Source organism: Streptomyces sp. NPDC050535, from assembly GCF_044457665.1.
Classification (GTDB): Bacteria; Actinomycetota; Actinomycetes; order Streptomycetales; family Streptomycetaceae; genus Streptomyces.
This window is the reverse complement of record NZ_JBITHE010000005.1, coordinates 479,907-505,499: the sequence shown is the minus strand read 5'-3', so window position 1 is coordinate 505,499 and position 25,593 is coordinate 479,907. Positions and strand designations below refer to the sequence as shown.

Genomic DNA, 25,593 nt, shown 5'->3' with positions numbered 1-25,593 from the left:
CCAGCGGGGGGGGGGGGGGGCCGGCGGGGGGGCGGGGGGGGGGGGGGGGGGGGGGGGGGGCCCCCGGGGGGGGGGGGGGGGGGGGGGCCCCCCCCCCCCCCGGCCGGGGGGGGGGGGGGGGGGGGGGGCCCCCCCCCCCCCCCCCCCGGCCGCACGGTACGGGCGGCTGAGGCCGCGCCCCCGGAACACTCCGGGTGGCGCGGCCCGACTCCCCCGCCCCGCAACCGAGTTCCACCCAACGGAAGGGAAACAGGTAACTCATGTCCACCCAGGCCGCTGACCCCACATACGGGAACTGGCGCAGGCCCAGGCGAGCCGGCTTCGGGCCGTTCGGACTCATCGGCACCGTCGCGATGTTCGGCGGGCTCGTCGTCGACCTGATGATGTCGCTGGTCTCACTGCAGCTCACGGTCGCCGTGCTCGTCCTCCAGGTCTTCTTCCTGCTGCCGATCGCCGTGCGTACGCAGGACGGGCGCAACGTTTACCAGCTCTTCGCCGTGCGCATCAGCTGGTTCCGGCGCAAGGCCAAGGGGTCGACCTCCTACATCTCCGGTCCGCTGTCCCAGCGGCAGGGCGGTAAGTTCCGGCCGCCGGGTCTGCTCAGCGGGGTCAAGGTCATCGAGGGCAGGGACGCCTACGACCAGCCGTTCGGCGTGCTGCACCACCGCAGCCGCAACCTCTACACCATCGTGCTCGGCTGCGAACCCGACGGCGGTTCGCTCGTCGACCCCGACCAGATCGACAACTGGGTGGCGTCATGGGGCCACTGGCTGGCCCGGCTGTCCAGCGAGCCGGGTCTGCGCGGCGCCTCCGTGGTGGTGGAGACCGCCCCGGACACCGGCACCCGGCTGGCCAACGAGGTGCTGCCGCGGATCACCCCCGACGCCCCGCCGGCCGCCCGGGCCGTGATGGAGGAGGTCGTGCAGCGGTATCCGAGCGCGTCGTCGGAGATGCACACCTACCTCGCCCTGACCTACGGCGTCGGCCCCGGCCAGAAGCGCAAGACCGATGACATCCTCACCGACCTGGCCATCCGCATCCCCGGCCTGCTCCAGGGAATCGTGGGCGCGGGCGGCGGCCCCGCCTCTCCCCTGTCGGCCGAGCGCATCGCCGAAGTCGTCCGCGTGGCCTACGACCCGGCGGTGGCGGCGGACGTCCTGGAAGCCCGCGCCCTGCACGGCGGCACCGGCCTCGACTGGGAGGACGCCGGACCCGCGGCGGCCGTCGAGAAGGTCAACGCGTACCAGCACGACTCGGGGGTCTCGCGGACCTGGATGCTCACCCTCGCCCCGCGCGGCACGGTGCGCGCCCAGGTGCTGCGCGGGCTGCTGGAGGACGCGCCCGGCACCCGCCGCAAGCGGGTGGCGCTGCTGTACCGGCCCATCGACCCGGCGACCTCGGCGCGCATCGTCGAGGCCGACCGGCGGGCCGCGCAGTTCATGGCCACCTCCAAGCGCGGCATGGTGCAGGCGCGTGCCGCCAACGAGGTGCGCGCCGCCGAGCAGACGGCGATCGAGGAGGCCACCGGCGCCGGCCTGGTGGAGTTCTCGCTCATGGTCACGGTCACGGTCGACACCGAGGCGGACCTGGAGGACGCGAACGTGACGGTGCGCAACCTGCTCGCCGGGGCACGGCTGTTGATGCGCCCGGCCGACCGGATGCAGGCGGCGGCGTTCAGCTGCACGCTGCCGGCCGGAATCCTCCCGTGGGAGTACACCCTGGTGCCGCGCGAACTGAAGGAAGCACTGTGAGGACCAAGAACACGCGCGACAAGGGCAGGACCGCCTACGAGGACGACGACGCCCCGATCACCTACAAGGACGAGGGCCCGGACCTCAGCCCCACGAAGAACGACAAGAAGAGCAACAGGAAGAAGGCGGAGGCCAGGAAGAAGCCCGGCGCCGAGCCCCGGGAGGAGAAGGAGAAGCAGGCGCCTCCGCGCGGCTGGTACGGCCCCGGCGGCGGCCAGGTCGCCAACGTGGACCCGCCGACGATGTGGCGTGCCACCACCGTGCAGGCGTGCGGGCTGTGGCCGTTCGCGGCGGGCTCGGGCGCGCCCATGACCGGCGTCCCGCTGGGCCAGCACCTCTACACCGGCGCCACCGTCTGCGGCGACCCGCTGTCCTGGTTCACCCGCGCCCACTACATCTCCAACCCGTCCCTGTTCATGCTCGGCATGCCGGGCCTCGGCAAGTCCACCCTGATCAACCGCATGCTGATCGGCCTGGCCGCCACCGGTGTGGTGCCGCTGGTCCTCGGCGACCTCAAGCCCGACTACGCCGACACCGTGCGCGCCCTGGGCGGCCAGGTCATCTCCATCGGGCGCGGTATGGGCGGCATCAACGTCCTGGACCCCGGCGCCATGGGCGCCGCCGCCCGGCGCATCGGCGGCGAGGCGGGGCGGGTGCTGCACGCCGAGACCCACGGCCGCGTCCTCAACATGGTCGCCGCGCTCATCACCATCGTGCGCGACCGCCCCATGGACGACCACGAGCAGTCCGTACTGTCCGCGGCCCTGCACCATCTGCGCGAGCGCACCCCGCCGAACCGCGCGCCGCTGCTGGGCGACCTGGTGAGGGTCCTCGTCGAAGGTCCTGACCGGGTGCGGGCGGTGACCCTGGACCGCGGGGACGAGAGCCGCTACCGCGACGCCGTCGACCCGCTGCACCGCTCGCTGCTGGGCATCCTCGACGGACCGCTCGGCGACACCTTCGCCTCCGAGACCTCCACCCGCATCAACCTCAACTCGTCCGCGGTGTGCATGGACATCTCCCGGATCGGCGAGGCCGACACCCAGCTCACCGCGGCGGCGATGCTGGCCTCGTGGTCCGACGGTCTCGGCACGGTGGCCGCCTCGCACGCCCTGGCGGACGCCGGACTCGCGCCCCGGCGCTGGTTCTTCACGGTGCTCGACGAGCTGTGGCGGCCACTGCGCGCCGCCTCCGGCATCGTCGACCGCATCGACGCCCTGACCCGCCTCAACCGCAGCCTCGGCCTGGGCGACGCCAAGATCACCCACACCCTGAAGGACGCCGAGTCGCTGGGCAGCGACACCGACCGCGTCAAGGCGCGCGGCTTCGTCGAACGCGCCGGCATGGTGGTGGTCGCCGGGCTGCCGCGCCAGGAGATGGAGGAGCTGGGCCAGATCGTGGGCCTGTCCCGCCGCGAGATCACCCTGGTCTCCTCCTGGTCCTCGCCGCCGGGCTGGGCCGCGCACGGGGACCGCGAGGAGCCGCCGGGCCGCGGCCGTTTCCTGATCAAGGTCGGTGGCCGCCCGGGCATCCCGATCAAGGTCGCCATCACCGACACCGAGCGGCACCTGCACGACACGAACAAGCGCTGGGTGGCGAACAAGCCGGCCAACGCGGGCGGGTTCGAGCACATTCCCGACGACCCGTACGGCCATCTCCCCGACCTCTCCAAAACGGAACCGGACAGGAGGTGACCCGCGTGACCAGTAACGCGGTCGAAGCCAGGAGGTCCTCCCCATGACAGGCAACGCGGCCAAGGGCCGTTCGTACGGCAGTGAACTGATGCCGTGGGCGATCGTGATGGTGGCGGGCGGGTTCATGCTGATGTTCGGGGGTGTCTGGTTCGGCGGAACCCTGGGCGCCGCCGTGACCGGCTCGGGCTGGAACCCCCCGCCGTTCGCCCTGACGACCTTCGGCACCCTGCTCTCCGACGGCCCGGAAACGCTGTGGCCGGGCGCCTCGACGACCGGCGTGGCGACCGGGATCGTCCTGTTCTTCGGCACCCTCGTCGCGATCGCCCTGCTGGTCGGGCGCCAGGTGATGCGCTGGGTGTCGCGGCCCAAGGGCCTCGCCGGACGGCGGGAGCTGGCCAGTATGGGACCCAGCGGCATCGCGGCCCGCGCCCGCGAGCTGCGCCCCTCGCTCAAGGGCCGGGAGCACCTCCACCCCGACGAGACCGGCAACCTCCTCGGCGACCTCGAACCGAGCGGGCCCGAACTGCGCTCCTCCTACGAGGACGTGGAGCTCGACCTGATGGCCCCGCGCGCCGGCAAATCCACGGGCATCGCCGTCCCGCGCGTGCTGCGGGCGCAGGGAGCGGTACTGCTGACCTCCAACAAGTCCGACGTGTACTCCGTCACCCGCGCCGAACGCGAGAAGGTCGGCACGGTGTGGACCTTCGACCCGCAGGGCATCGCGCACGCCCCCCGCGAGATGTGGTGGGACATCCTCTCCGACTGCCACACCATCGAGGGCGCCCGCCGGCTGGCCGGGCACTTCGTGGCCTCGGTCAACGACGACCAGTCGAAGAAGGACTTCTGGATCTCCGCGGCCCAGAACACCCTCACCGCCCTGTTCCTCGCCGCGGCCCGCGGCAAGGGCTCCGTGCTCGACCTGCTGGCCTGGCTCGCCGACCCGGCCGACCGCACACCGGTGGACCTGCTGCGCGACGTCAACATGGTCGCCATGGCCGAGCAGTTGCAGGGCACGGTCCGCGGCGCGGTCGAGACCCGCGACGGCATCTACGAGACCGCCCGGCAGTGCGTGGCCTGCCTGCTCGACCCGGAGATCGTCAAGTGGGTGACGCCCGACCCGAGCCTTCCGCAGTTCAGGCCGGACGTGCACGTGCTCGGCAAGGACACCCTCTACCTGCTGTCCAAGGACGGCGGCGGCTCGGCCGCGGGCGTCATCGCGGGCCTCGCCGACGCGACGCTGCGCGCCGGAGTGGTCGCCGCCGAGCGCACCGGCGGCCGGCTCGACCCGCCCATGACGGCCGTCCTCGACGAGGCCGCCAACGTCTGCCGCATCTCCGACCTGCCCGACCTCTACAGCCACCTCGGCTCCCGCGGGATCAACGTCGTCACCCTCCTCCAGAGCTACCGCCAGGGCAGCCGGGTGTGGGGGGACGCGGGCATGGACGCCCTGTGGAGCGCGGCCACCATCAAACTCCTCGGCGCGGGTCTGGATGACGCCGACTTCGTGGAGAAGGTCTCCAAGCTCGTCGGCAACCAGGACATCCGTACGCCGTCGATCTCCAGGAGCAAGGAGGGCACCTCCCGCTCGTACTCCTACCGGCTGGACCCGGTGCTGCCCCCGGACAAGATCCGCGCCCTGCCCAAGGGCACCGCCCTGCTCCTGGCCACCGGCGTACGGCCCGCCCTGATCCGCCTGCGCCCCTGGTACAAGGAGGCCAACGCGGGCCCGATCTCGGCGGCGGCCAAGGCGGAGGTGGCGGCCATCACCGAACGGGCCGCCAAGGCGTGGTCGGGGACCGCCGGGGCCCAGATCGCCGACGGCGTGTCCCGATGGCAACGCTCCGCGGTGACCCTGCGCAAGGGCTCCGACGGGTAGGCCGCGCCCCCGAAGCGCCCCCGCAGATCCCACCGGGACGGAACCGAACGGGCCCGCGGAGCCGAGGCACCTGCCTGGCACCGCGGGCCCTCGCATGCCGTACACCCCGTACAGGACAAGGCATCGGGACAGAACCGCGACAGTTCCGATGTGAACCCTCTCGCGGCAGCCGACGTTGTGGCCTGACAGCAAGGGACTCGGTCACCACCATCGACCCGACCCGGAAGGCCGCCTCATGTGGAACTTTCGCCGATCGCCGGAGCGTGACCGGCGGGACCCCTCCCGCGCCGTCTCCCGTGACGCCGAGTACTCCTTCTTCTCCGTCGACGAGGCCGCGCACTTCCGGGCGCAGGTCCGGGAGGCCTTCGCCGAGCAGGGGCTCGAGGTCACCCTGTACGCGGGTTCGGTGAGCGACAGCGCGGGACGCCGGTTCGGCCTGGGCAACATCGCGGCGATCTGCCACAACGACCCCCGCGGGCCGCGCTGGTGGCCCCAGCTGATCCGCGGACACATCGGCCGCCTGGTGCGGGTGCTGGACGGCCCGTCCCCGCTCGACTTCCTCACGGCGGACGAACTGCTGGCCCGGCTGCGTCCCTGGGTGGTCGCGCGGGACTTCATCGAGCCGAACCCGGCCCGGTACCTCCATGCCCGCGTCGTCGCTCCCGGCCTGTGCGAGGTCCTCGCCCTGGACCTGCACGAGAGTGTGATGACGCTCCCCGACGACCTGCTGGAGCCGCTGGGCGGCATCGTCGGCCTGCGGATCCGCGCACTGGCCAACCTCCGCGAACTTCCGGTGGAGAGCCACACGGTCCTGCACGGTCCCGAGGACATGCGCTTCGACGTGGTGAACGGGGACTCCTTCTTCACCTCGAGCCGCGCCCTGGCGGCCGACCAGCTCGCCCGGGACCTCAGCGGCCGCGACCTCGGCCCGGACGGAGCCCTGGTGGCCATGCCGAACCGCCACCAACTGGTACTCCGCCCCCTCAACGCCGACCGGGACACCACCCTGCTCCCGACGCTGTACGGCATGACGGTCTTCGCCGCCGCCAACTTCAGGGACGCCGTGGGCCCGGTCAGCCCGGACGTCTTCTGGTGGCACGCGGGGACGCTCACCCGGCTCGTCCGGCACGACGGAGGGGAGCCCGAGTTCACGCCCGACGTCGAGTTCGAGATGGTCCGCAGACGGCTCGCGGGCGAGTGAACCGGCGCCCTTGTGAGCTAGCTCTCTCTCCATGACGGGCAGGCCGATACCGATTGGACACCGCTGGTCGGAACTGCAACCATCTGCATGTGCACCCGTTGGGGGCACGCAAAACCGTGTGCGACACTTTCTTACACAGCCGCACACAACAGCTTGGTCCTGTGGAGCAGTTTGGAGTGCTCGCCACCCTGTCAAGGTGGAGGCCGCGGGTTCAAATCCCGTCAGGACCGCTGAAGTTCCGCAAGGAACTTCGTGGCTGGGTAGCTCAGTTGGTACGAGCGATCGCCTGAAAAGCGATAGGTCGCCGGTTCGATCCCGGCCCCAGCCACCACCCCGAAGACCCCGTCCACCGGACGGGGTCTTCGCCGTTTCCGAGGACCGTTTCCGAGGACCGTGTGCGAGGGCCCTGCTCGACGGCCGCGTCCGAGGCGCTCAGTCAGCGGCGTGCGCCGGTTCGGCCGTCCGGCCGCCGGGGTGCCGGTGCCGCCACGTCCAGAAGACCGCGCAGGACACCAGGGCCCACCCGGCGAGGACCAGGAACGGGAACGCGTGCTGGTGGCCGGCGAAGTACACCGCCGTGTGCTGGGCGTTGACGGAGGCGCCCGGCGGCAGCCAGCGGCCGATGAAGCCGAGCACGGACGGCAGCAGGGGCCAGGAGACGGCGCCGCCCGAGGACGGGTTGCCGAGGAGGACCATCAGGCCCCAGGTGGGGATCATCGCCCAGCGCCCGACGAGGGTGTTGAACATCGTGAAGACCATGCCCGACGTGAACATGGTGAACGCGAGGATCAGCCAGGACTCGACGAACGGCAGATCGAGGGCGCCCAGGAACCAGTCCACCACCGCCGCGATCGTGAACCCGCCGAGCAGGGCGTACGCGGCCGTGAACGCGATCCGCTCCGCCGGGTTCAGCCCCCGCGCGTGCACGCTGAGCTGGATCGCGCCGACGAAACCGATGATCACGGCGGCGAGCGAGATGTAGAAGATCGCCAGACCGCGCGGATCGCCCTCCTGGAGGGGCTTGATGTCCGCGACGGTGACCGCGACCCCCGTCTCCTTGCCCACGGCCAGGCCCGCCTCGGCAAGCAGCGTCGCGACCGAGGCACCGGACGCCCCGGACACGTCGAGCGTGACCGCCCGCCCCGACTCCCGTACGTCGAGGATCGCGAAGACCTTCTGCTCGTCCACCGCCCGGACGGCCGCCGCCCGGCTCTCGTACGAACGGATCTTCAGCGAGGCGTCCAGCGCCTTCTCCATCCCGTCGACGAACGACTTGCCGCGCACCTCGTCGTACTGCCCCACCGTCGCCGTCGGCACATGGCGCGGCGTCGGATTCGCCATGGTGTAGGTGTACGAGCCCGCGAACAGGCCCGCCGCCGCGGTGATGATCAGGACGAGCACGGTCGCGGGCAGGAAAGGTGACTCCTTGAAGGCCGTCCACCGTTCACGACGGGTGGGCGGCTTACCGTGGGCACCGTGCGGCATGTCGGACATAACGACCAACCTAAAGCCGCTCAAAGGATATTTCTCCGCGTCGTCGGCCGTGTTCGTCCACACCACCCGGCCACGGCGGCGCCGTCTCCGGCGGCCGCCGCGCAAAAGCGTTCGCCAGTCATTTCGCCGAGGTGAGATCCTGGACGGCGTATGTCTACGCACCCTGCCCCCGCCCTCGGCGATCTCGCCGCCCGCCTGGCCGAGCTGTCCCTGCGCGACGCGCACCGGCTCGGGCGCAGGCTCGAGGGCGCGCGCAAGATCCGCAAGCCCGAAGCCCGGTCCGCCGTGATCGCCGAGATCGACGCGGAGGTCACCAGGGCCGAGGCCCGGATGGCCGAGCGGCGCACTCGTGTGCCCGCGATCAGCTATCCCGAGCAGCTCCCGGTCAGCCAGAAGAAGGACGACATCGCGGCGGCCATCCGTGATCACCAGGTCGTCATCGTCGCCGGCGAGACCGGTTCCGGTAAGACGACCCAGATCCCCAAGATCTGCATGGAGCTCGGCCGCGGCGTCCGCGGCATGATCGGGCACACGCAGCCCCGCCGGATCGCCGCCCGGACCGTCGCCGAGCGGGTGGCGGACGAGCTCGACGTCCCGCTGGGCGAGGCCGTCGGCTGGAAGGTCCGCTTCACCGACCAGGTGAACCCGGACGGCACCTTCGTCAAGCTGATGACCGACGGCATCCTGCTCGCCGAGATCCAGACGGACCGCGAGCTGCGCGCGTACGACACGATCATCATCGACGAGGCCCACGAGCGGTCGCTCAACATCGACTTCCTGCTGGGATACCTGGCCCAGCTACTGCCCAGGCGGCCGGACCTCAAGGTCGTCATCACCTCCGCGACCATCGACCCCGAACGCTTCTCCCGGCACTTCGGCGACGCGCCGATCGTCGAGGTCAGCGGCCGTACGTACCCCGTCGAGGTGCGCTACCGCCCGCTCCTGGAAGAGGAGGGCGACGATTCCGACCGCGACCAGATCACCGCGATCTGCGACGCCGTCGAGGAGCTCCAGGGCGAGGGCAAGGGCGACATCCTGGTCTTCCTGTCCGGGGAGCGGGAGATCCGCGACACGGCGGACGCGCTGACGAAGAAGAACTACCGCTTCACCGAGGTCCTCCCTCTCTACGCCCGCCTCTCGCACGCCGAGCAGCACCGCGTCTTCCAGCAACACACCGGGCGCAGGATCGTTCTCGCGACCAACGTCGCCGAGACCTCGCTCACCGTTCCGGGCATCAAGTACGTCATCGACCCGGGCACCGCCCGTATCTCCCGGTACAGCCACCGCACCAAGGTCCAGCGGCTGCCCATCGAGCCGGTCTCACAGGCCAGCGCCAACCAGCGCAAGGGCCGCTGCGGCCGTACGTCCGACGGCATCTGCGTCCGCCTGTACTCCGAGGACGACTTCCTCGCCCGCCCGGAGTTCACGGACGCCGAGATCCTCCGTACGAACCTCGCCTCCGTCATTCTCCAGATGACGGCGGCCGGTCTCGGCGACATCGAGAAGTTCCCCTTCATCGACCCGCCGGACCACCGCAACATCCGGGACGGCGTCCAGCTCCTCCAGGAACTGGGCGCGTTGGACCCGGGCGAGAAGGACGTACGCAAGCGGCTCACCGAGACAGGCCGCAAGCTCGCCCAGCTTCCCGTCGATCCCCGGCTGGCCCGGATGGTCCTGGAGGCCGACAAGAACGGCTGTGTGCGCGAGGTCATGGTCATCGCGGCCGCGCTGTCCATCCAGGACCCGCGCGAGCGCCCGGCCGAGAAGCAGGCGCAGGCGGACCAGCAGCACGCCCGCTTCCGGGACGAGACGTCCGACTTCCTCGCGTACCTGAACCTGTGGCGGTACGTGCGCGAGCAGCAGAAGGAGCGCGGCTCCTCCGCGTTCCGCCGCATGTGCAAGCAGGAGTACCTGAACTTCCTGCGCATTCGCGAATGGCAGGACATCTACACGCAGTTGCGGTCCGTCGCCAAACAGCTGGGCATCCATGCGACCGAGGACGATGCCGCCGAGCAGAGCGTGCACGTCTCCCTCCTCGCCGGCCTCCTGTCGCACATCGGCATGAAGGACGTGAAGGAGGCCGCGGCGGAGGGCGGCAGGAGCACGGGTAAGAACGAGTACCTGGGCGCCCGCGGTGCCAAGTTCGCGATCTTCCCGGGCTCGGCCCTCTTCAAGAAGCCCCCGCGTTTCGTGATGTCCGCCGAGCTGGTGGAGACCTCGCGCCTGTGGGCCCGCGTCAACGCGCGGATCGAGCCCGAGTGGGTCGAGCCGCTGGCCGGCCACCTCCTCAAGCACACGTACAGCGAACCGCACTGGGAGAAGGACCAGGCCGCGGTGATGGCGTACGAGAAGGTCACGCTGTACGGCGTACCGATCATCGCCCAGCGCAAGGTCAACTACGGGCGGATCGATCCGGAGGCCAGCCGCGAGCTCTTCATCCGCAACGCGCTCGTCGAGGGCGACTGGCGCACGCACCACAAGTTCTTCGCCGACAACCGCCGGCTCCTCACCGAGGTCGAGGAGCTGGAGCACCGGGCGCGGCGCCGGGACATCCTCGTCGACGACGAGACGCTCTTCGACTTCTACGACCAGCGGGTGCCGGAACACGTGGTGTCCGGGGCGCACTTCGACTCCTGGTGGAAGCACAAACGGCACGAGGAGCCCGAACTCCTCGACTTCGAGCGGTCGATGCTCATCAACGAGCGGGCCGGAGACGTCAGCAAGGACGACTACCCCGACTCGTGGCGCCAGGGCCCCCTCAAGTTCCGGGTCACCTACCAGTTCGAGCCGGGCGCGGACGCGGACGGCGTCACCGTCCACATCCCGCTGCACGTCCTGAACCAGGTGACGGACGAGGGCTTCGACTGGCAGATCCCGGGCCTCAGGGAACAGGTCGTCACCGAGCTCATCCGCTCCCTCCCCAAGCCGATCCGCCGCCACTACGTCCCGGCCCCCAACTTCGCGCAGAAGTTCCTGGAGCGGGCCCTTCCCCTCCAGGAGCCTCTGCCGGTGACGATGGCGCGCGAGCTGAAGCGCATGGTCGGCGTGCCGTTCACCGCCGACGACTTCGACTGGTCCCGGGTCCCCGACCATCTGCGGATCACCTTCAGGATCGTCGACGAGCGGCGCCGCAACCTCGCCGAGGACAAGGACCTGGAGGCGCTGCAGCTCCGGCTGAAGCCGAAGGCGCGCCAGGCGATCTCGCAGGCCGCCGCGGCGACGGCGGAGCGCGAGGGCGGGGAGTCCCTGGAGCGCAAGGGCCTGACGGACTGGACGATCGGCTCGCTCACCCGCGTCTTCGAGACCCGTCGGGCCGGCCAGCCGGTCAAGGCGTACCCCGCGCTCGTGGACGACGGCGACACCGTCTCCGTACGGCTCTTCGACACGGAGGCCGAGCAGGCGGAGGCCATGTGGAAGGGCACCCGGCGGCTGATCCTGCGCAACATCCCGGTGAACCCGGGCAAGTTCGCCTCGGACAAGCTGAGCAATGCCCAGAAGCTCGCCCTGTCCGCGAACCCGCACGGCTCCGTGCAGGCCCTCTTCGACGACTGCGCGACGGCGGCGGCCGACAGGCTGATCGCGGACTTCGGGGGCCCGGCCTGGGACGAGGAGTCGTACCGCAAGCTCTACGACAAGGTGCGCGCCGAGATCGTCGACACGACGGTCCGCACCGTCGGCCAGGTGCAGCAGGTCCTCGCCGCCTGGCAGGCCGCTGAGCGCCGTCTGAAGGGCATCCAGAGCCCGACCCTGCTCGCGAACCTCACGGACGTACGGGCGCAGCTGGGCGCCCTCGTGAGGCCCGGCTTCGTCACGGGGACCGGGCTGCGGCGGCTCCCGGACCTGATGCGGTATCTGGTCGCGGCCGACCGCCGCCTCCAGCAGATGCCGACGAACGTCCAGCGGGACACCGCCCGCATGGAGAAGGTCCACGAGATGCGGGACGAGTACGCCTGGCTCCTGGAGCAGCTTCCGCAGGGCCGGCCGGTACCCCGGCAGGTCCTGGACATCCGCTGGATGATCGAGGAGCTCCGCGTCAGCTATTTCGCCCACGCGCTCGGCACGGCGTACCCCGTCTCCGACAAGCGCATCGTGAAGGCGATCGACGCGCTGGCCCCGTAACGGCGTAGGTACGGTGGGTGAGTTCGCCCCCGGGCCACCCCTCCTGTAGAGTCTCTTTTCGCAGCCCAGCGCACGACCAAGTGGCTGCGAAACAAGGTCCTGTGGAGCAGCTTGGAGTGCTCGCCACCCTGTCAAGGTGGAGGCCGCGGGTTCAAATCCCGTCAGGACCGCAGTGAGCGAAAGGCCCCGCATCCGGCAACGGATCGGGGCCTTCGTCATGCCCCGCGGCCGACCCGCCGGATTCCGCCACCCTGTCGAGGCGGAGGCCGCGCCCGCGGCGCAGCCGCAATCGGATGCAGCAAATCCCGTCAGGACCGCAGTGAGCGAAAGGCCCCGCATCCGGCAACGGATCGGGGCCTTCGTCATGTCCCGCGGCCGGCGAGGGAACGGGGCCGTTCACATGCCGTGGAGTCGGCAGCGAAGTGGAGCCCTCCTCGCCCGGTGGTCCGGCTCGTCTCGATGCCGGGCCCTTCGGATGTCTTGACGTCGTCACATTCCACCGGTACCCAGAAACCAGGGCCCCTCGCCTCGTGAGGCCCCCTGGAGGTGCGTATGGCGGCGTCCGCCCGGCACGAGACACGAGCCCTGCTCCGCGCCCACCTCGCGGCCGCTTCCGAGTACCGCCACCTGACGCGCCACTGCCCGATCTGCCACCGGCTCCTGCGGCTGGCCATGGAGCCCGCGGCGCACGGCGAGGAGGACGCCGACGGAGCCGACCGCGCCGGGGACGCCGACGGAGCCGAAGCAGTCGCGAGTACCCAACTCCCCTAGCGCGAGGCGTCGCAGGGGACAAGGACTCTGGCATGTGACGGGTGTCACCGCATGATTTTTGAAAACCTAGGAACTTACACCTCACCTACAACTGGTCAATTTAATATGTGCAATTGCACCAGCCTGCGAGGACTCCCACAGGAGATCCGACACCCCTGCCCAGACTCCGACAAGCTCACTCACAGACCCGCCACGCGGCGCGCAATCGGCGCACAAAAAAGATCGCGCTGGACCCGGCGGAGTCCAGCGCGATCTACGACGCACCCTTGAAGCTTGTGTAATTGGGTCGGGCGTGGGTCCCGTTGGGGCAGAACCCGCGTCGCTTGGAGCTGTGGTTCGGACGTGTCGGCAGATTGGGGGACCTACCGATTTGCCCGGCTATGCGCTTGTTCAGGCCTCGCTGCGCTGCTGCGGGATACCCGCGAGTAGCGCGCGGACCTCAGCTTCGCGGTAGCGGCGGTGCCCGCCGAGCGTGCGGATGGACGTAAGCTTGCCGGCCTTCGCCCACCGCGTGACCGTCTTCGGGTCCACGCGGAACATCGTGGCGACCTCAGCCGGGGTCAGCAGCGGCTCGGCATCAGGGGTGCGAGCGGTCATGAGCGGCCTCCTCGGGAGAACCGAACCTTCTCGGTTCATTCCTCTAAATTCTGCACCTTGACCCGCGTTGCCCGAAATGGCGGACGCGGGCCGAGTCGGTTATAGGACGAACGGCTTGTCCTCGGCACTACAACTACACCATCCGTCCAGCCACGTCGGCCAAACCGATGGAATTGCCCTCCCAGGTGTTCATCAGCGACGGAAGCCGATGGACCATGCCATAGCGGACAGTCACGCCGCTGTGACGATCAGTCACAGGGCGATCAGGAGTCACCAGACCCCCCATAGCGTGCAATGCTGAGATTCCACCCATACGTGGGCGGACGGAGTCCTCCCCCGGGCTCCTTGTCCTATTTTGGCACGAGGAGTGGCAAGCGGCGCAAGGGCCAGGAAAGTGCCATCCGTCACGCTTGGCACGCCATTGACGCAAAAGCCCGGATAGAGACCTACGTCCCGTGATGAGTGTTCCTCGATGCGTGAGGACGCCCTAGTCGCCCGGCATGTGACTGCGGCACAGACCGACGCCGGACGCGTGGGACGACGGTACGTCAGTTCGCGGACTGCCGGTCACGCACCGAACGCCAGCGCTCCACCAGCCGCCCGTACGCCTCGCCCGCCGCCGTCCCGTCCCCGGTGCGCAGCGCCTCGATGCCCTCGTGGACGTCCGCGGCCGAGTGATCGCCCTCGAGCTCGCCGGCGGGCAGCACGTGCACGAGCCCGCCGTAGTCCAGCTCGACCAGCGAGCGCGGGTGGAACTCCTCCAGCCAGCGCCCCACCTCCAGCAGGCCGTCGATCAGCGGCCCGTCCTCGATGGTGTCCCTGAGCGTCTTCAGGGCCCGCGCCGTGCGCCGCCGCGCCTGCACCATCGGCGTCCGGTACCGCAGCGCCGGAGCCGCTCCGTCGGCCCCCGCCCCCTTCTCGTACAGCCGCTCCTCGTCGGAGACGAGCACGAACCAGTTCAGCGGCACCTGCCAGGTCGACGTGCGGATCCACGGACGGGCGTCGGGGTTGCGCTCCAGCCAGCGTTCGTAGTCCAGGGCCGCCTGGCGGCGTACGAGCGGGGGCAGGACCGAGTCGAGGACCGACTCCGGCAGTTCCCCGCCCAGGTCGCCCAAGGCCTGCCAGCCGCGTAGCCGGGTGCGCCAGGGGCACACGCAGACCACCCCGTCGACCTCCACCACGAACGCGTCGGCGCTCTCGTGCACCGGCACGGGGATCGGCGGGGTGGGCAGCAAGTCGGCCAGAGAGCGGCGCAGTTCGTCCTGGCAGGAAGGGCGCTCGGGGCGGCGGGCGTACCCCGCCCAGTGGCCGCGCTCCGGCTCCGGGAAGGCGGCCAGCGGCTCGTACACGCGCAGATAGGACGCATACGGGACGATCACCGCGGACACCTTGGGCACGCCTGCTCACTCCCCAACCGACCGGACACGAAACCCGGTCCGAACCCGCGCAACCCACGCACAAGCGACCGGGAAACCACGGCAAATCGTGCCACGGCCGAGGAGGACCGTACTCCGGGAGAGGGTGATCCTGAACACTGCGCGGATGGCGGCCCCGCCCAGGCCCTAGTCTCATGCCCACGGGAGCCCGCCACCCTTACGGGACCCGCACGTCAACCGCCGCTCATTACCTTGGAGTCACCACCGTGACCGACGTATCCGGCGCTCCTGCTGATGTACTGCACACCCTGTTCCACTCGGACCAGGGCGGTCATGAGCAAGTAGTGCTCTGCCAGGACCGCTCCAGCGGCCTCAAGGCCGTCATCGCCATCCACTCCACCGCCCTGGGCCCCGCCCTCGGCGGTACGCGCTTCTACCCGTACGCGAGCGAGCAGGAGGCCGTCGCCGACGCCCTGAACCTCGCCCGCGGGATGTCGTACAAGAACGCCATGGCCGGCCTCGACCACGGCGGCGGCAAGGCCGTCATCATCGGCGACCCCGAGACCCTCAAGAGCGAGGAACTGCTCCTCGCCTACGGCCGGTTCGTGGCCTCCCTCGGCGGGCGCTACGTCACCGCCTGCGACGTCGGTACGTACGTGGCCGACATGGACGTCGTGGCGCGCGAGTGCCGCTGGACGACCGGGCGCTCCCCCGAGAACGGCGGCGCGGGCGACTCGTCCGTGCTGACCGCCTACGGCGTCTTCCAGGGCATGCGGGCCTCCGCCCAGCACCTGTGGGGCGACCCGACGCTGCGCGGCCGCACGGTCGGCGTCGCGGGCGTCGGCAAGGTGGGCCACCACCTCGTGCGCCACCTGCTGGACGACGGCGCGCGGGTCGTGATCACCGACGTGCGGGCCGAGTCGGTCCGGCGGATCCTCGACGAGCACCCCTCCGTCGCGGTGGCGGCGGACACCGACGCGCTGATCCGCGGCGCCAATCCCTTCGGGGGACTCGACATCTACGCCCCCTGCGCGCTCGGCGGGGCACTGGGCGACGACACCGTGCCGGTGCTCACCGCGAGGATCGTGTGCGGCGCCGCCAACAACCAGCTGGCGCACCCGGGTGTGGAGAAGGACCTCGCGGACCGCGGGATCCTGTACGCGCCCGACTACGTGGTGAACGCGGGCGGCGTCATCCAGGTCGCCGACGAGCTGCACGGTTTCGACTTCGACCGGTGCAGGGCGAAGGCCGCGAGGATCTTCGACACCACGCTCGCCATATTCGCACGTGCGAAGGAAGACGGGATTCCGCCGGCCGCCGCGGCCGACCGGATCGCCGAGCAGCGGATGGCCGAGGCGCGCCGCGGCTGACCGCCGGGAGGTACCCGCCGGCGGGTGTTGGAGAGAACTCTCACGTCTGTCGGCGGGTCGCCCGCCAAGAAGAGGTTAAAATCGCGGTTGACCAGCGAGGACGGGGCTCCTCGCAGGTTCTGCGCACACGCGCGTCCTGCGGGCGACGTACCGTATGGGCGCGGGAGCAGGTACCGTGGAAGCCCTACGGACCGGTCTCTTCACGGAGAGCCCGTTCCAGATCATGAACGCGTGTCAAGACTCTGGGGCCATCGAGCCCCGTATCCGAGGGGGTCGAGCCATGGGGCGCGGCCGGGCAAAGGCCAAGCAGACGAAGGTCGCCCGCCAGCTGAAGTACAGCAGCGGCGGGACTGACCTCTCGCGTCTGGCCAATGAGCTGGGCGCTTCGACCTCGCAACAGCCGCCGAATGGCGAGCCGTTCGAGGACGACGACGAGGAAGAAGACGACCCGTACGCGCAGTACGCGGATCTCTATAACGACGACGGTGAGGACGAGGACGACGAGTCCGGTCCCCAGCCTCAACGTCGCGGCGCGTAGCGCTCACAGCGGGTCAGCAGGTTCGGCGTTCTCGTAGAGCCTCATGACATCTGCACCTCACCCGGTCCGGGGTGTTCCACCGGACCGGGTTTTGTGCTGTCCCGGGGCCTGTGCCCCGGGCCGCGCTGCCCCGTCGCCGTGCGGGCCGGTTCTACACGGCGTAGTCACCGATCAGTGCGGCGCCGCTCGTGTGCTCGCCCCGCTCGGTGATCTCGCCGGCGATCCAGGCCTCCACCCCGCGGTCCGCGAGGGTGGCGAGCGCCACGTCCGCCGACTCCTCGGGGACGATCGCGATCATGCCGACGCCCATGTTGAGGGTCTTCTCCAGCTCCAGGCGCTCGACGTCACCGGTCCTGCCGACGAGGTCGAAGACGGGGGTCGGGGTCCAGGTCCCGCGGTCGACGATCGCGTGCAGGCCGTCGGGGACGACGCGGGCCAGGTTGGCCGCGAGTCCGCCGCCGGTGACGTGCGAGAAGGCGTGCACCTCGGCGGTGCGGGTGAGGGCCAGGCAGTCCAGCGAGTAGATCTTGGTGGGCTCCAGGAGCTCCTCGCCGAGCGTGCGGCCGAACTCCTCGATGTGCCGGTCGAGCTTGAGCTGGGCGCGCTCCAGGAGGACGTGCCGGACGAGCGAGTACCCGTTTGAGTGAAGACCGGACGACGCCATGGCGATCACCGCGTCACCCGTACGGATACGGTCCGCGCCGAGCAGCTGGTCCGCCTCGACCACGCCGGTGCCCGCGCCCGCGACGTCGAAGTCGTCGGGGCCGAGCAGGCCCGGGTGCTCGGCCGTCTCGCCGCCCACGAGGGCGCAGCCGGCCAGGACACAGCCCTCGGCGATGCCCTTGACGATGGCGGCGACACGCTCGGGATGCACCTTGCCGACGCAGATGTAGTCCGTCATGAAGAGCGGCTCCGCGCCGCACACCACGATGTCGTCCATCACCATCGCGACCAGGTCGTGGCCGATGGTGTCGTACACGCCGAGCTGCCTGGCGAGGTCGACCTTCGTGCCCACGCCGTCCGTGGCGGAGGCGAGCAGCGGGCGCTCGAAGCGCTTGAGGGCCGAGGCGTCGAAGAGGCCGGCGAAACCGCCGAGGCCGCCCAGGACCTCGGGGCGCCGCGTCTTCTTCACCCACTCCTTCATCAGCTCCACGGCGCGGTCGCCGGCCTCGATGTCGACGCCGGCGGACGCGTAGCTGGCACCTGTGCTCTCAGACATTGCCTGGGATCTTTCGGGTTGGTGATGAGGGGGCTCAGGGGCGACGGATCGCGTCGGCCGCGGCCGTGGCGGCAGGACCTGCCGCCAGCTCGGTCTCCAGGAGCTGCTTGCCGAGCAGCTCGGGGTCCGGGAGGTCCATCGGGTACTCGCCGTCGAAGCAGGCGCGGCACAGGTTCGGCTTGTCGATGGTGGTGGCCTCGATCATGCCGTCGATGGAGATGTACGACAGGGAGTCGGCGCCCAGAGACGTGCCGATCTCCTCGATGGTCATGCCGTTGGCGATCAGCTCCGCGCGGGTCGCGAAGTCGATGCCGAAGAAGCAGGGCCACTTCACCGGGGGCGAGGAGATCCGGATGTGGATCTCGGCGGCGCCCGCCTCGCGGAGCATCCGGACCAGCGCGCGCTGGGTGTTGCCGCGGACGATCGAGTCGTCGACGACGATCAGCCGCTTGCCCTTGATGACTTCCTTCAAGGGGTTGAGCTTCAGGCGGATGCCGAGCTGGCGGATGGTCTGCGAGGGCTGGATGAAGGTCCGGCCGACGTAGGCGTTCTTGACGAGGCCCGCGCCGAACGGGATGCCGGAGGCCTCCGCGTAACCGATCGCGGCGGGCGTCCCGGACTCCGGGGTCGCTATGACCAGATCGGCGTCGACGGGAGCTTCTTTGGCGAGTTTCCGGCCCATTTCCACGCGCGAGAGGTACACGTTCCGACCGGCGATGTCCGTGTCGGGCCGGGCCAGATAGACGTACTCGAAGACGCAGCCCTTGGGCTTCGCTTCAGCGAATCGCGACGTCCGGAGGCCGTTCTCGTCGATGGCGACGAACTCGCCCGGCTCGATCTCCCGGACGTAGGCGGCGCCGCAGATGTCGAGGGCGGCGGACTCGGAGGCGACGACCCAGCCGCGCTCCAGGCGGCCGAGGACCAGCGGGCGGATGCCCTGCGGGTCGCGGGCCGCGTACAGGGTGTGCTCGTCCATGAAGACGAGCGAGAAGGCGCCCTTGACCTGCGGGAGGATCCTGGCGGACGCCTCTTCTATGGTCAGCGGCTTGCCGTCGTCGTCGACCTGCGCGGCGATCAGCGCCGTGAGGAGGTCGGTGTCGTTGGTGGCGGCCACGCGGGTGTTGCGGCCGTCCTGCTTGGGGAGGTCGGCGACCATCTCGGCGAGCTCTGTCGTGTTGACCAGGTTGCCGTTGTGGCCGAGCGCGATGGAACCGTGCGCGGTGGCACGGAACGTCGGCTGGGCGTTCTCCCAGACGGAGGCGCCGGTGGTCGAGTAGCGGGCGTGACCGACCGCGATGTGACCCTGGAGCGAACCGAGAGAGGTCTCGTCGAAGACCTGGGACACGAGGCCCATGTCCTTGAAGACGAGGATCTGGGAACCATTGCTGACCGCGATTCCCGCGGACTCCTGGCCCCGATGCTGGAGGGCGTACAGCCCGAAGTAAGTGAGCTTGGCGACCTCTTCGCCCGGAGCCCAGACTCCGAAGACGCCGCAAGCGTCCTGGGGGCCTTTCTCACCGGGGAGCAGATCATGATTGAGTCGACCGTCACCACGTGGCACGGCACCGAGTGTAGGCGAGATCGACCACTGGTCCGAATTGGGAAAACGGGGCCCCGACGGCTCACTTGCTTGCGACGGCCGTCACAGTTTCGCCGTTTGCGCTGGTCAGCGTGAGGGTGCGGTGATCCAGTTCGTAGTCGACCTTGCCGTCGAAGAGGCCCATGAGGGACTTCTCGGTGGCCATGAGTGAGTTGTCGCACATCATGCGGGTGGTCTTCGGGGTTCCGAGGGTGATATGTCCGTCGCCGACGGTGGCGTTCGCGGACACGTCGTTGCAGGCGAGACGGCCGGCGACGGTGCCTTTCGCCGTGTCGAGGACGAGGTAGGGGGCGGCGCCCTGGGGGAGGGAGTGGACCGTGTCCCCGGCACCGAGTGCCGTGACGGTCCACTTGGTGCCGTAGAGAGCGGCGGCCCGCTCCTTGCTGAGGTGGACGCGGTCGCCGGCGGGAGTGGTGAGGGTGAGGCGGTCGCCCTTGGCCGCCGTGGTGAGAGCGCCGTCGGCGAGCGTCCGTGCGAGGGTCCGCTCGAAGTCCATCGGCCCCTTCTCGCAGGCCATGTCCGTCGTCGTCGCGTCCCCGACGTCGATACGCCCGTCCTTGAAGGAGGCGGTCGCGTTGAAGTGGTTGCAGCCGTAGTTTCCCTGGACCTCGCCGTCCTCCCCGAACTCGACGTTCGCCCCGCCGGGAGCGGTGTGGCGGGTGCCGTCCACGGTGATGCCGTCGATGATCCAGTGCGCGCCGGTGACATCCGTCCGCGCGCCCGAGCCGACCGCATCGCCGCCGGCCCCGGATTCGTTGCCGCAGGCCATGGCGAGCGGGATGAGAGTCAGGACGCTGAGGGTGAGTCGCTGCCTGTACATGCCGGTTCGACGGGGCGGGTGGGGTGGTTGGTTCCGCGCAGGTCGGGACGGGGGTGGTCCGGTGCCTCAGCCCATCAGCGGCAGCAGCCCGCCCAGGTCCGCCCGCTCCCCGCTCGCGCTGACCTTGGCGTCCTCCAGCGCCGCCTTCCACTCCGTGCGTCCCGTCGCGAGCCGGATCCACGTCAGCGGATCGGTCTCGACGACGTTGGGCGGGGTGCCCCGCGTGTGCCGCGGGCCCTCCACGCACTGCACGACGGCGTACGGCGGAATCCGCACCTCCGTCGACGCGCCGGGTGCCTTCACCGCGAGCGCGTCGGCGAGCAGCCGGGTGCAGGCGGCGAGCGCCTGACGGTCGTACGGGATGTCGAGGCCGGGCACGGCGCGGTTCAGGTCGTCCGTGTGGACGACGAGTTCGACGGTACGGGTGACGAGGAAGTCGCCGAGGGTGATGGTGCCGGTGCGGGCGCCGAGCGGCCGGTCGTCGGGGGCCGTGGCCAGGCGCTCCGTGATCCGCTCCTCGGTGCGGGCGTAGAGCGCGTCGAGGTCGGGGTTGCGCCCGGCGAGTTCACGGCTGTCCTCGGCGATGTCACCGGCCCGCCCAGCGGTCGCGAACGGCCAGTCGAGCAGAGTGAATTCACCCTTGCCGGGCTCCGGCCGGTCGATGCTCCGGCTGACGGTCTCGACGGCCATCGCGATGTGCGCGGCCAACTCCCGGACGGTCCAGTCCCCGAGGCCCGTGGGCAGGGCCAACTCCTCTTCACCGAGGTCGCGTACGGCTGCACGTACGTTGCCGAACTGGGCGAGCACCGCCGTGCGGATCTTGGCGGGGTCGTACGTGCGGGTGCGTTTTCTGGCCGGGGGCATGGCGGTGAGGGTAGTCGGCAACCCCGGTGGGCGGGAGCGCGCCCGGCGCCGCGGGGCCGACCTTCGCGGGGTCCACACGGACGAGGGTCATGCCCGTCACGGAGCCGACGCGGGAGCCGGGGTGGAGGTGGGTGCCGGTGTGGAGAGCCCACAGGACGCCGAGGGCGCTATCGGCACGCTCGCCGGGCGCGGCAGATACGCCGAAGTCCCAGCGACACGCCATGGCTACAGCGTCTCGCTGGGACTCGGCGACCATGCACAACGCGTCTGACGAGATTCCGCCAACAGCATGCCGGAGGACCGGGCAGGGTCGCACACACGTACCTGGGACTCAGGCCAGCAGCGCCGGGATCGTCCCCTCGTGCGCCGTGCGGAGCTCGGTCAGGGGGAGCGTGAACTCGCCCTGGACCTCGACCGAGTCGCCGTCGACGACACCGACGCGGGTGACGGGCAGACCCCGCGCCCCGCACATGTCGTTGAAGCGGAGCTCCTCCGAGCGCGGAACGGCGACGACCGCGCGGCCCGCCGACTCCGAGAACAGGAAGGTGAACGCGTCGAGCCCGTCCGGGACGACCAGCCGCGCGCCCTTGCCGCCGAGCAGCGCCGACTCCACGACCGCCTGGACCAGACCGCCGTCCGACAGGTCGTGCGCGGAGTCGATCATGCCGTCGCGGGAGGCGGAGATCAGGATCTCGGCCAGCAGGCGTTCGCGCTCCAGGTCGACCTTCGGGGGCAGGCCGCCCAGGTGGTCGTGGACGACCTGCGACCAGGCCGAACCGCCGAACTCCTCGCGGGTGTCGCCGAGCAGGTAGAGCAGATGCCCCTCCTCCTGGAAGGCTACCGGCGTACGGCGGGCGACATCGTCGATGACGCCGAGGACGGCCACCACCGGGGTCGGGTGGATGGCCACCTCGCCCGTCTGGTTGTAGAGCGAGACGTTGCCGCCGGTCACCGGGGTGCCCAACTGCTGGCAGGCGTCGGCCAGTCCACGGATCGCCTCGGCGAACTGCCACATCACCGCCGGGTCCTCGGGCGAGCCGAAGTTCAGGCAGTCGGAGACGGCGAGCGGCCTGGCGCCGGTCGTGGCGACGTTGCGGTACGCCTCGGAGAGCGCGAGCTGCGCGCCCGCGTACGGGTCGAGCTTCGCGTACCGGCCGTTGCCGTCCGTGGCGATGGCGACGCCGAGCCCGGTCTCCTCGTCGATGCGGATCATGCCCGAGTCCTCGGGCTGCGCCAGCACCGTGTTGCCCTGCACGAAGTGGTCGTACTGGGAGGTGATCCACGCCTTGGAGGCCTGGTTCGGGGAGGCGACGAGCCGGAGGACCTGGTCCTTCAGCTCATCCGAGGTCGCGGGCCTGGGCAGCTTGTTGGCGTCGTCCGCCTGGAGCGCGTCCTGCCACGACGGGCGGGCGTAGGGGCGCTCGTAGACCGGGCCGTCGTGCGCGACCGTGCGCGCGTCGACGTCGACGATCTTGCCGCCGTGCCAGTAGATCTCCAGCCGGTCGCCGTCGGTGACCTCACCGATCACCGTGGCGATGACGTCCCACTTGTCGCAGATCTCCATGAACCGGTCGACCTTCGCCGGCTCGACGACCGCGCACATGCGCTCCTGCGACTCGCTCATGAGGATTTCCTCGGGCGAGAGCGTCGAGTCGCGCAGCGGTACGTCGTCCAGCGTCACACGCATGCCGCCGGAGCCGTTGGACGCCAACTCGCTGGTGGCGCAGGACAGTCCGGCCGCGCCGAGGTCCTGGATACCGACGACCAGCTTCTCGGCGAAGGCCTCGAGGGTGCACTCGATGAGGAGCTTCTCCTGGAAGGGGTCGCCGACCTGGACCGCCGGACGCTTGCTCGGCTTGGCGTCGTCGAAGGTCTCGGAGGCCAGGATCGAGGCGCCGCCGATGCCATCGCCGCCCGTGCGGGCCCCGTACAGGATGACCTTGTTGCCAGGCCCCGACGCCTTCGCGAGGTGGATGTCCTCGTGCCGCATGACGCCGATGGCACCGGCGTTGACCAGCGGGTTGCCCTGGTAGCAGGCGTCGAAGACGACCTCGCCGCCGATGTTCGGGAGGCCGAGGCAGTTGCCGTAGCCGCCGATGCCGGCGACGACACCGGGCAGCACGCGCTTGGTGTCGGGGTGGTCCGCCGCGCCGAAACGCAGCGGGTCGACGACCGCGACCGGGCGGGCGCCCATCGCGATGATGTCGCGCACGATGCCGCCGACGCCGGTGGCCGCGCCCTGATAGGGCTCCACGTACGAGGGGTGGTTGTGCGACTCGACCTTGAAGGTGACGGCATAGCCCTGGCCGACGTCGACGACTCCGGCGTTCTCACCGATGCCGACGAGCAGCGCGTCGCTCTGCGGGGCCTTCTCGCCGAACTGGCGGAGGTGGACCTTGGAGGACTTGTAGGAGCAGTGCTCGGACCACATGACCGAGTACATGGCGAGCTCGGCGCCGGTCGGGCGGCGGCCGAGGATCTCCACGACCCGCTCGTACTCGTCCTTCTTCAGGCCCAGTTCGGCCCAGGGCAGCTCGACGTCGGGGGTCGCGGCCGCGTTCTCGACCGTGTCCAGAGGCGTGCGGCTCATGCGTTGACCAGCTTCTTGAGGATCGAGGTGAAGAAGGGGAGCCCGTCGGTACGGCCCGAACCGACCAGCGGCTCGACGGCGTGCTCGGGGTGCGGCATGAGGCCCACGACGTTCCCGGCCGCGTTCGTGATCCCGGCGATGTCCCGCAGCGAACCGTTCGGGTTGCTGTGCTCACTGGGGGGATACCCCCCGGACCCCCCGCCGACGTAGCGGAACGCGACCAGGCCCTCCGCCTCCAGCATGTCGAGCGTGTGCTCGTCGGCGACGTACCGCCCGTCCATGTTCTTCAGCGGGATGTGGATCTCCTGGCCGACCGCGTAGTCGGCGGTCCAGGAGGTCTCCGCGTTCTCCACCCGCAGCTTCTGGTCGCGGCAGATGAAGTGCAGGTGGTTGTTGCCGAGCATGGCGCCCGGGAGGAGGTGGGCCTCGGTGAGGACCTGGAAGCCGTTGCAGATGCCGAGAACCGGCATTCCGGACTTCGCCTGCTCGATGACGGTCCCCATCACCGGCGAGAAGCGCGAGATGGCACCGGCCCGCAGATAGTCGCCGTACGAGAATCCGCCGGGCAGCACCACGGCGTCGACCTGCTTCAGGTCCTTGTCCTTGTGCCAGAGCGCGACGGGTTCGGCGCCGGCGAGCCGGATCGCGCGCTGCGTGTCCCGGTCGTCCAGGCTTCCGGGAAAGGTGACGACTCCAATACGAGCGGTCACTTTCCGGCCTCCGCGACTTCCTCGACCTTGACGGTGAAGTCCTCGATCACGGTGTTGGCGAGGAAGGATTCCGCGAGTTCGTGGATGCGGGCGAGCGCGGCGTCGTCCACCGGTCCGTCCACTTCCAGTTCGAATCGCTTTCCCTGACGTACGTCGGAGACACCCTCGAATCCGAGACGCGGCAGTGCACGCTGCACCGCCTGGCCCTGGGGGTCGAGGATCTCCGGCTTGAGCATGACGTCGACTACGACGCGTGCCACTGGCACTCCCGGTGTGTGGTGCTGAGCAGGTCGCTTCAGACTACCCGCACAAAATTTCTACTCGCGTAGATTCGTAGAATCCTACGTGAGCCCGATCACGATCTCGCATCGACGCGGGGGTCCCCACGGAAAATCCTGGGAAAAACCGCAGAAGAACGGCAGGACCCCATTGCCTCCGGACACGCGGAAGGATTTAGTCGGGCTTCACAATGCAATGCCGGGCACTGTACAAAGGAAATCGCAATAGCCGATACTTTGCCCAATAACAGCCGGACAGTCGACATCTCCCCGACAACTCCGTGACGTCTTCGCACGTCATGACCGTTGATCGCAGAGGTGCCGCATGAAGGGACCGATATTCGTGGCGCAGCGTGTCGTGGTCACTCTCTTTGACGACATCGACGGCTCAGAAGCGGCGGAGACGATCGCCTTCGGACTGGACGGCAAGTCGTACGAGATCGACCTGAATCCTTCCAATGCCAAGAAACTGCGCAAGGTGCTCGCGCCCTACCTCGAGGCCGCCCGCAAGCAATCGAGGTCCGGGAAGGCGTACACGCACACCGCGTTGACCCCGGACCCGGCGGCGGTCCGCGCCTGGGCCCGCTCCAACAAGCTGGACGTGCCGCCGCGCGGACGCATCCCCAAGAAGGTCTACGAGGCGTTCGCCGAGGCGCACTGAAACCGGGGCCCCGCTGACCGGCCGTTGTCCGGCCGTCGACCGGCTGCCCGCCGGTCGACGGCCG

Annotated in this window: 19 protein-coding genes and 3 tRNA genes; 12 read left to right on the top strand and 10 right to left on the bottom strand. The window is 70.0% G+C overall.

The genetic code is table 11. From position 1 onward, the window contains the following. Positions 1-260: 260 nt before the first annotated feature. The 6 genes from ACIBLC_RS15455 (at position 261) to ACIBLC_RS15430 (ending at position 6,853) form a co-directional block, all read left to right on the top strand. Positions 261-1,751: an SCO6880 family protein gene (locus ACIBLC_RS15455; protein ID WP_399211404.1), complete on the top strand. Its 1,491-nt coding sequence runs from the start codon at positions 261-263 to the stop codon at positions 1,749-1,751. A gap of 227 nt (positions 1,752-1,978) precedes the next feature. Beyond that, the gene (locus tag ACIBLC_RS15450; RefSeq protein WP_399211434.1) at positions 1,979-3,445 is read left to right on the top strand and encodes an ATP/GTP-binding protein; all 1,467 of its coding nucleotides are present in this window, start codon (positions 1,979-1,981) and stop codon (positions 3,443-3,445) included. Between the two features lie 43 nt (positions 3,446-3,488). Further along, entirely contained in the window at positions 3,489-5,321 is a 1,833-nt protein-coding gene (locus tag ACIBLC_RS15445; RefSeq protein ID WP_399211403.1) for a type IV secretory system conjugative DNA transfer family protein, read from the top strand. Positions 5,322-5,556: 235 nt separating this feature from the next. Beyond that, positions 5,557-6,522 (top strand): hypothetical protein, encoded by a 966-nt coding sequence (locus ACIBLC_RS15440; protein ID WP_399211402.1) that lies wholly within the window; start codon positions 5,557-5,559, stop codon positions 6,520-6,522. A 155-nt stretch (positions 6,523-6,677) separates the two neighbouring features. Beyond that, a tRNA-Asp gene (locus tag ACIBLC_RS15435) sits at positions 6,678-6,752 on the top strand. A 24-nt stretch (positions 6,753-6,776) separates the two neighbouring features. Further along, a tRNA-Phe gene (locus ACIBLC_RS15430) sits at positions 6,777-6,853 on the top strand. A 101-nt stretch (positions 6,854-6,954) separates the two neighbouring features. On the opposite strand, the gene ACIBLC_RS15425 is transcribed toward ACIBLC_RS15430, so the two are convergent. Continuing rightward, on the bottom strand, positions 6,955-8,007 hold the full coding sequence (locus ACIBLC_RS15425; protein ID WP_399211433.1) for an ABC transporter permease: 1,053 nt from the start codon (positions 8,005-8,007) through the stop codon (positions 6,955-6,957). Between the two features lie 159 nt (positions 8,008-8,166). On the opposite strand from ACIBLC_RS15425, the gene hrpA reads away from it, so the two are divergent. From hrpA to ACIBLC_RS15410, 3 genes are all read left to right on the top strand, one after another. Beyond that, the gene (gene hrpA, locus ACIBLC_RS15420; protein ID WP_399211401.1) at positions 8,167-12,135 is read left to right on the top strand and encodes an ATP-dependent RNA helicase HrpA; all 3,969 of its coding nucleotides are present in this window, start codon (positions 8,167-8,169) and stop codon (positions 12,133-12,135) included. Positions 12,136-12,230: 95 nt separating this feature from the next. Further along, positions 12,231-12,305: transfer RNA gene (locus tag ACIBLC_RS15415), tRNA-Asp, on the top strand. A gap of 382 nt (positions 12,306-12,687) precedes the next feature. Next, complete coding sequence (locus ACIBLC_RS15410) at positions 12,688-12,906, top strand: DUF6274 family protein (RefSeq protein ID WP_399211400.1); 219 nt, start codon at positions 12,688-12,690, stop codon at positions 12,904-12,906. A 390-nt stretch (positions 12,907-13,296) separates the two neighbouring features. On the opposite strand, the gene bldC is transcribed toward ACIBLC_RS15410, so the two are convergent. Both bldC and ACIBLC_RS15400 read right to left on the bottom strand, forming a co-directional pair. After that, positions 13,297-13,503, bottom strand: a complete 207-nt coding sequence (gene bldC, locus ACIBLC_RS15405) for a developmental transcriptional regulator BldC (RefSeq protein ID WP_003949541.1) — start codon at positions 13,501-13,503, stop codon at positions 13,297-13,299. Positions 13,504-14,051: 548 nt separating this feature from the next. Beyond that, a complete protein-coding gene (locus tag ACIBLC_RS15400) occupies positions 14,052-14,900 on the bottom strand; it encodes a hypothetical protein (RefSeq protein WP_399211399.1) in 849 nt (282 codons plus the stop codon). A 245-nt stretch (positions 14,901-15,145) separates the two neighbouring features. On the opposite strand from ACIBLC_RS15400, the gene ACIBLC_RS15395 reads away from it, so the two are divergent. Together ACIBLC_RS15395 and ACIBLC_RS15390 are read left to right on the top strand one after the other, a co-directional pair. Next, positions 15,146-16,249, top strand: coding sequence for a Leu/Phe/Val dehydrogenase (locus tag ACIBLC_RS15395; RefSeq protein WP_399211398.1), 1,104 nt, complete (start codon positions 15,146-15,148; stop codon positions 16,247-16,249). A gap of 280 nt (positions 16,250-16,529) precedes the next feature. Continuing rightward, a complete protein-coding gene (locus tag ACIBLC_RS15390) occupies positions 16,530-16,787 on the top strand; it encodes a DUF3073 domain-containing protein (RefSeq protein ID WP_399211397.1) in 258 nt (85 codons plus the stop codon). 151 nt (positions 16,788-16,938) lie between these two features. On the opposite strand, the gene purM is transcribed toward ACIBLC_RS15390, so the two are convergent. The 7 genes from purM to purS form a co-directional block, all read right to left on the bottom strand. Next, on the bottom strand, positions 16,939-18,006 hold the full coding sequence (purM, locus tag ACIBLC_RS15385; protein ID WP_399211396.1) for a phosphoribosylformylglycinamidine cyclo-ligase: 1,068 nt from the start codon (positions 18,004-18,006) through the stop codon (positions 16,939-16,941). Positions 18,007-18,040: 34 nt separating this feature from the next. Beyond that, entirely contained in the window at positions 18,041-19,567 is a 1,527-nt protein-coding gene (purF, locus tag ACIBLC_RS15380) for an amidophosphoribosyltransferase (RefSeq protein WP_399211395.1), read from the bottom strand. A 61-nt stretch (positions 19,568-19,628) separates the two neighbouring features. Beyond that, complete coding sequence (locus ACIBLC_RS15375; protein ID WP_399211394.1) at positions 19,629-20,426, bottom strand: META domain-containing protein; 798 nt, start codon at positions 20,424-20,426, stop codon at positions 19,629-19,631. Positions 20,427-20,492: 66 nt separating this feature from the next. Then, a complete protein-coding gene (locus tag ACIBLC_RS15370; RefSeq protein ID WP_399211393.1) occupies positions 20,493-21,290 on the bottom strand; it encodes a sterol carrier family protein in 798 nt (265 codons plus the stop codon). Positions 21,291-21,621: 331 nt separating this feature from the next. Then, positions 21,622-23,880: a phosphoribosylformylglycinamidine synthase subunit PurL gene (purL, locus tag ACIBLC_RS15365; protein ID WP_399211392.1), complete on the bottom strand. Its 2,259-nt coding sequence runs from the start codon at positions 23,878-23,880 to the stop codon at positions 21,622-21,624. Beyond that, complete coding sequence (gene purQ, locus ACIBLC_RS15360) at positions 23,877-24,590, bottom strand: phosphoribosylformylglycinamidine synthase subunit PurQ (protein WP_399211391.1); 714 nt, start codon at positions 24,588-24,590, stop codon at positions 23,877-23,879. The genes purL and purQ overlap by 4 nt, the downstream gene beginning before the upstream one ends. Then, positions 24,587-24,850: a phosphoribosylformylglycinamidine synthase subunit PurS gene (purS, locus tag ACIBLC_RS15355; RefSeq protein WP_005482678.1), complete on the bottom strand. Its 264-nt coding sequence runs from the start codon at positions 24,848-24,850 to the stop codon at positions 24,587-24,589. The genes purQ and purS overlap by 4 nt, the downstream gene beginning before the upstream one ends. A 361-nt stretch (positions 24,851-25,211) precedes the next feature. Between purS and ACIBLC_RS15350 the strand changes: the two genes are divergently transcribed. Next, complete coding sequence (locus tag ACIBLC_RS15350) at positions 25,212-25,529, top strand: Lsr2 family protein (RefSeq protein WP_383680055.1); 318 nt, start codon at positions 25,212-25,214, stop codon at positions 25,527-25,529. Positions 25,530-25,593: the final 64 nt, after the last annotated feature.

What these genes read in the sequence shown, in the direction of transcription:
- ACIBLC_RS15455 (WP_399211404.1), top strand. Translation starts at nt 261, where the DNA reads ATGTCCACCCAGGCCGCTGACCCCACATACGGGAACTGGCGCAGGCCC.
- ACIBLC_RS15445 (WP_399211403.1), top strand. Translation starts at nt 3,489, where the DNA reads ATGACAGGCAACGCGGCCAAGGGCCGTTCGTACGGCAGTGAACTGATG.
- ACIBLC_RS15440 (WP_399211402.1), top strand. Translation starts at nt 5,557, where the DNA reads ATGTGGAACTTTCGCCGATCGCCGGAGCGTGACCGGCGGGACCCCTCC.
- ACIBLC_RS15425 (WP_399211433.1), bottom strand. Translation starts at nt 8,007, where the DNA reads ATGCCGCACGGTGCCCACGGTAAGCCGCCCACCCGTCGTGAACGGTGG.
- hrpA (WP_399211401.1), top strand. Translation starts at nt 8,167, where the DNA reads ATGTCTACGCACCCTGCCCCCGCCCTCGGCGATCTCGCCGCCCGCCTG.
- ACIBLC_RS15410 (WP_399211400.1), top strand. Translation starts at nt 12,688, where the DNA reads ATGGCGGCGTCCGCCCGGCACGAGACACGAGCCCTGCTCCGCGCCCAC.
- bldC (WP_003949541.1), bottom strand. Translation starts at nt 13,503, where the DNA reads ATGACCGCTCGCACCCCTGATGCCGAGCCGCTGCTGACCCCGGCTGAG.
- ACIBLC_RS15390 (WP_399211397.1), top strand. Translation starts at nt 16,530, where the DNA reads ATGGGGCGCGGCCGGGCAAAGGCCAAGCAGACGAAGGTCGCCCGCCAG.
- purM (WP_399211396.1), bottom strand. Translation starts at nt 18,006, where the DNA reads ATGTCTGAGAGCACAGGTGCCAGCTACGCGTCCGCCGGCGTCGACATC.
- ACIBLC_RS15375 (WP_399211394.1), bottom strand. Translation starts at nt 20,426, where the DNA reads ATGTACAGGCAGCGACTCACCCTCAGCGTCCTGACTCTCATCCCGCTC.
- ACIBLC_RS15370 (WP_399211393.1), bottom strand. Translation starts at nt 21,290, where the DNA reads ATGCCCCCGGCCAGAAAACGCACCCGCACGTACGACCCCGCCAAGATC.
- purL (WP_399211392.1), bottom strand. Translation starts at nt 23,880, where the DNA reads ATGAGCCGCACGCCTCTGGACACGGTCGAGAACGCGGCCGCGACCCCC.